We start from the raw sequence: 4983 nt of genomic DNA, 5'->3' as shown, positions 1-4983 counted from the left end.
CCGCGCTCGACGACTGCACGGGCGTGCGCCAGGACGTCCTCGTCAACCTGGAAGGAACGCTCGGGATCGAAGCCCAGGACTTCCTTCAATGCTGCGACTTCTTCGGCACCGAGGGCGGAACCGTGGATCTTGCCGGTGTTCTGCTTCTTGGGAGCCGGGTAGCCGATGATAGTGCGCAGCGAGATGATGGACGGTTTGCCGGTCTCGGCCTTGGCGGCGAGCAGGGCACCGTAGAGCTCCTGGACGTCTTCGACGTATTCGCCGGTCTTGGTCCAGTCCACGCGCTGGGTGTGCCAGCCGTAGGCCTCGTAGCGCTTGAGGACGTCTTCGGTGAAGGCCACGTCGGTGTCGTCTTCGATGGAGATGTGGTTCTCGTCGTAGATCACCACGAGGTTGCCCAGTTCCTGGTGGCCGGCCAGCGAAGAAGCTTCCGAGGTGACGCCTTCCTGGAGATCGCCGTCGGAGGCAATGACCCAGATGGTGTGGTCGAACGGGCTCTCGCCGGCGGGAGCATCGGCGTCGAACAGGCCGCGTTGGCGGCGCTGCGAGTAGGCGAAGCCACCGAGGAGGCCAGGCCCTGGCCCAGCGGGCCGGTGGTGATCTCGACGCCGGCGGTGTGCTTGTATTCCGGGTGGCCGGGGGTCAGCGAGCCCCAGGTGCGCAGGGCCTCGAGGTCCTTCAGCTCCAGGCCGTAGCCGGAAAGGAACAGCTGGATGTACAGGGTCAGCGACGTGTGTCCGGGGGACAGGATGAACCGGTCGCGGCCGATCCAGTCCGGGTGCTTCGGGTCGTGGCGCATCAGCTTCTGGAACAGCAGGTAGGCGGCCGGCGCAAGGCTCATGGCCGTACCGGGGTGACCGTTGCCGACCTTCTCGACGGCGTCAGCGGCCAAAACGCGGACGGTGTCCACGGCGCGCTGGTCCAGGCTTGTCCAAGTCAGTTCTTGCTCTTCCAAATGTGGCACGTAAACCGAGCCCCTCTCTGTGCTGACGGCTGGTGACGGCACATGGCAAGCCTCGGGCACAGGATGGCGCCCGCTGCGAAGTTCCTACCAGCCGTTCACCATTGAAACGTTGATCTATCATCCAGACATGCAAATCTGAGAATACGCTTTCTCGGAAACCTGCGTGAGCTGATCTGCAGACAGCTTAGCCCGGTTCGCCACCCCGAATGGTGGGAATCTCAAAAAATGGACGCATATTCCGTTTTATGAATCACGGCAGCGGCAAAGCGCCGGTGAACTTTCGGAAACAAAGGAAAGTTCCGGGTGCCATGGCGTCGGACAGGCCACGGTATGATAACTGGAGGCCGAACCGGGGTGCCGCCACCGCGGGAAACCCGCCTTGACAACACCAGCAAAGAACAGAGTGACTGCCAACGTGAGCACAACAGATACGCCCCTCAATGCTTCCCCGGCTGTGGGGAAGCGCGGAATGTCCCGTAAGTTCAAGGCGTATCTGGCACTGACCAAACCCCGCGTGATCGAATTGTTGCTGGTCAGCACCCTGCCCACCATGATCTTCGCGCAACGGGGCTTTCCTTCGATCGGCTTGATCCTCGCCACGTTGGTGGGCGGCGCCTTCGCAGCCGGCAGCGCAGGGGTCTTCAACTGCTACATCGACCGCGACATCGACAAGTTGATGCACCGCACCGAAAAGCGGCCCCTCGTGACGGGCGAAGTCACCCCTCGCGAAGCACTCGTCTTCGCATGGATCCTTGGAGCTGCCTCCATCGCCATCCTGTGGTTCGGGGCCAATCCGCTGTCGGCGTGGCTCGGCCTTGGTGCGATTGTTTTCTACGTTGTCATCTACACGATGATCCTCAAGCGCCGCACTGCACAGAACATCGTGTGGGGCGGCGCGGCCGGCTGCTTCCCGGTGCTGATCGCCTGGGCCGCCGTGACCAACACTGTGGAGTGGCCCGCCGTCGTGCTCTTCATGGTGATCTTCCTGTGGACTCCTCCGCACTACTGGCCGCTGTCCATGCGGTACGGCGAGGACTACCGCAACGCCAACGTCCCCATGCTGGGTGCCATCGCAGGTGCCAAGGTGGTTTCCGTGCAGGTGGTTCTCTACGCCTGGGCCATGGTTGCGTGTTCGCTGCTTTTGGTGCCCGTGGGCCGCGCCGGCTGGGTGTACACCATCGCCGCCGTCCTCGCGGGCGCCTGGTTCCTGTATGAATCACACGCCCTCTACAACCGGGCACAGGGCGGGGACGTCTCGAACAAGGGAGCCATGAAGGTCTTCCACGGCTCCATCAGCTACCTGACGCTCCTCTTCATTGCCCTCGCGGTGGACCCGTTCATCGGTTCCCCGATCATCGGGGGCTGACGGCCAGTCACACTCGCCTTCTACATCCCCGTCACCCCCGAACGCCCGCTCACCTATGGGGCCGTTTTCCCGAACGCCCGCTCACTGATAGCGCTAAAACGAAAGACCCTCATTCACGTCGCATGACGTGAAAGAGGGTCTTTCGTTTGGCTTTCGCAGGGGCCATCAGCCGCCAGGTGCTAGAGCTTCGGGCTGAACCGGGCCACATCCGCCGCGTTCGTGGCGGCACTCATGAGCAGGGCGGCGCCCAACATGTGCGCGCCTACCAGGAGGGCAGGAATGCCGTTGTAGTACTGGGCAAAGCCAATGACCGCCTGCAGGACCGTCACCGCGAGCAGCAGCAGGGCAGCTGTGCGGAACAAGCCGGTGATGCCCTTGCGCAGGACGAAGTAGACGGCGAAGACGGCTCCCGCCGTGATGAGGTACGCGGGCACTGCGTGGATATGCGAGAAGAGGTCCCAATCGAGATCGTTGCGCGGCGCGTTCGCGTCGCCTGCGTGGGGTCCGGCACCGGTCACCACCACGCCGAGGCACACAGCGACTGCCGAGAAGAACGCGACGGCGGTCATGACGGGGCTCATGGCGCCCGGAATCGGCGCCAACGTCAGCTTCATGAAGCGGCCGGTCCGTCCGTAGGCGCGGTTGACCAGGAGCGTGGAGAAGACAACCAGGGCCATCGAAACCAGGAAGTGCAGGCCGACAACCCAGGGGTTCAGATTCGACAGCACGGTGATGCCGCCGATGATGGCCTGGGCCGGAATGCTCGCGAGCAGGCCCACGGCGAGGAGGAAAAGGTCGCGGCGTTCCTTACGGAGGTTCCACAAGTACACCAGCATCAGGACGGCGACGGCGGCCAGGGCGAACGTCAACATGCGGTTGCCGAATTCGATGAAGCCGTGGATGCCCATCTCCGGCGTGTTCACCAGGGAACCGCTGGTGCAGCGCGGCCACGTGGGGCAGCCGAGCCCGGAGGATGTCAGCCGGACCGCGCCGCCGGTGACCACCAGGACCACCTGGCCGATCAGCGACAACATCGCCAGCCTGCGGACGGTGCTGTTGACCTCCGTGGGGAGCTTGGCGGTCAACTGCTGGATGGACTTCGGGAGGCGGGAAGCCGTGCTCACAGTTTTCTCAATTCTCGGTACTCAATTCACGCTGACGTTTTGGTTCCACAACGGGACGCTCAGTTCCATTTGAACCAGCGGACGGCGGCCGCGCCAGGAACGATGGTCCACAGCAACAGCACAAGAACGTAGGGCAGGGAGACGCTGCCATGGAGGAAAGCGTCCCTGAGCGACTGCCCCAGGGCTCCCGAGGGCAGGAAATGCACAATGTTCTGTGCCAGTTCCGGCAAACGCTCGGCAGGAACCACGATTCCGCCGAGGGCGCCCAGCAGAATCCAGAGCAGGTTCGTGATGGCGAGGGTTGCCTCCGGCCGCACTGTACCGGCAACCAGAAGCCCGAGCGCGGTGAAGGCGGCAGCGCCGAGAACCAAAAGCACCAGGCCCGGAAGCCAGCCTTCGGGACGCGGATGCCAGCCCAGCAACCCGGCCACGGCGCCGATCACCAGGACCTGGAGGACCAGGACGGCCAAGACGGCGATGATCTTTCCGGCGATGAGGCCGGTCCGGCCCAAGGGAGTGGTCGAGAGGAAGCGGAGCACGCCGTAGCGCCGGTCGAAGCCCGTGGCGATGCCTTGGCCCGTGAATGCCGTGGACATGGCGCACAATGCGAGGACGCCCGGCGTCGCGATGTCCACACGGCTGGCGCCCAAGCCATCGAGCAGCGGTGTGACGGCGAGTCCCACCAAGGCCAGCAAGGGCATGATCACAGCCAGGATCAGCTGCTCGCCGTTCCGGATCATGGTCAAGGTTTCGTAGCGCCCCTGCAGCAGGATCCTGCGCATCAAAGGTGCGGGTCCGGCGTGGGGTGTGCTGCGCGCGGGGATCGCAGTGGTCATCGGATGTCCCTTCCGGAAATGTCCAGGAATACGTCTTCCAAGCTGCGCGCCTCCAAGCGGAGGGACGCCGGCATAATGCCCTTTTCGGCCCACCAGGCCGTGAGTTTGGCCAGATGTTGCGGAGTCAGCGTGCCTGCGATCGCGTAGCTGCCTGCCCGGCTTTCCGTGATCGTGAGTTCGTCGCCGATGGCCGCGGCTATGTCGAGTCCGGCCGGGGCATCGAAGAACAGGGTGCGTTCGGTCACGCCGTCCATGGCCTCGTGGCCGTGGCTCAACAAGTCGGCGACGGTGCCCTCTGCGACGTTGTGACCGGCGTCGATGATGTAGACGTAGTCCGCAAGCCTCTGGGCGTCATCCATGAGGTGTGTGGTGAGGATGATGCCCATGCCGGCATCCCGCAGTTCGGCGATGAGCTCGAAGACGATTTGGCGGGACTGGGGATCGAGGCCCGCGCTGGGCTCGTCCAGGAACAGGACTTCGGGGTTGCCGATCAAGGCGGCCGCAAGCGAGAGCCGTTGCTTCTGGCCGCCCGACAGGCGGCGGACTCCGGTGCGGCTGAAAGTGTCGATGCCCAAGCGCTCCACGAGTCCATCCAGGGGCAGCGGGTTTTGGTACATGCCCGCAATGTGCCGAAGCAAGGGGATGGGCCGGGCCGACGGCGGGAGGCCGCCGTCCTGCAGCATCACGCCGACG

General features: G+C 64.2%; 4 protein-coding genes and 1 pseudogene. 1 reads left to right on the top strand and 4 read right to left on the bottom strand.

Annotated features, from left to right (window positions below):
• A pseudogene (locus tag AHiyo1_RS28300) lies at positions 1-964 on the bottom strand (transketolase); the annotation flags it as partial.
• 403 nt (positions 965-1367) lie between these two features.
• Here AHiyo1_RS28300 and AHiyo1_RS16515 point away from each other — a divergent pair.
• Positions 1368-2330 carry a heme o synthase gene (locus tag AHiyo1_RS16515; protein WP_059389275.1) on the top strand — a complete coding sequence of 321 codons (963 nt, stop codon included), beginning with the start codon at positions 1368-1370 and terminating at the stop codon, positions 2328-2330.
• Between the two features lie 179 nt (positions 2331-2509).
• Here the strand turns inward: AHiyo1_RS16515 and AHiyo1_RS16510 are convergent, their stop codons facing one another.
• The 3 genes from AHiyo1_RS16510 to AHiyo1_RS16500 all read right to left on the bottom strand — a co-directional run.
• Complete coding sequence (locus AHiyo1_RS16510; protein ID WP_059389274.1) at positions 2510-3454, bottom strand: COX15/CtaA family protein; 945 nt, start codon at positions 3452-3454, stop codon at positions 2510-2512.
• 59 nt (positions 3455-3513) lie between these two features.
• Complete coding sequence (locus AHiyo1_RS16505) at positions 3514-4290, bottom strand: ABC transporter permease (protein WP_059389273.1); 777 nt, start codon at positions 4288-4290, stop codon at positions 3514-3516.
• Positions 4287-4983: ATP-binding cassette domain-containing protein (locus AHiyo1_RS16500; protein ID WP_059389272.1), on the bottom strand; the 697-nt coding region annotated here is incomplete at its 5' end. The genes AHiyo1_RS16500 and AHiyo1_RS16505, both read right to left, overlap by 4 nt.

The sequence above is a fragment of the Arthrobacter sp. Hiyo1 genome (assembly GCF_001263615.2).
Taxonomy (GTDB): Bacteria; Actinomycetota; Actinomycetes; order Actinomycetales; family Micrococcaceae; genus Arthrobacter.
This window is presented reverse-complemented; position numbering and strand designations above follow the sequence as displayed.

Bases quoted from the DNA above. Each gene is read 5' to 3' on its own strand.
- AHiyo1_RS16505 (WP_059389273.1), bottom strand. From the start codon at position 4,290: ATGACCACTGCGATCCCCGCGCGCAGCACACCCCACGCCGGACCCGCA.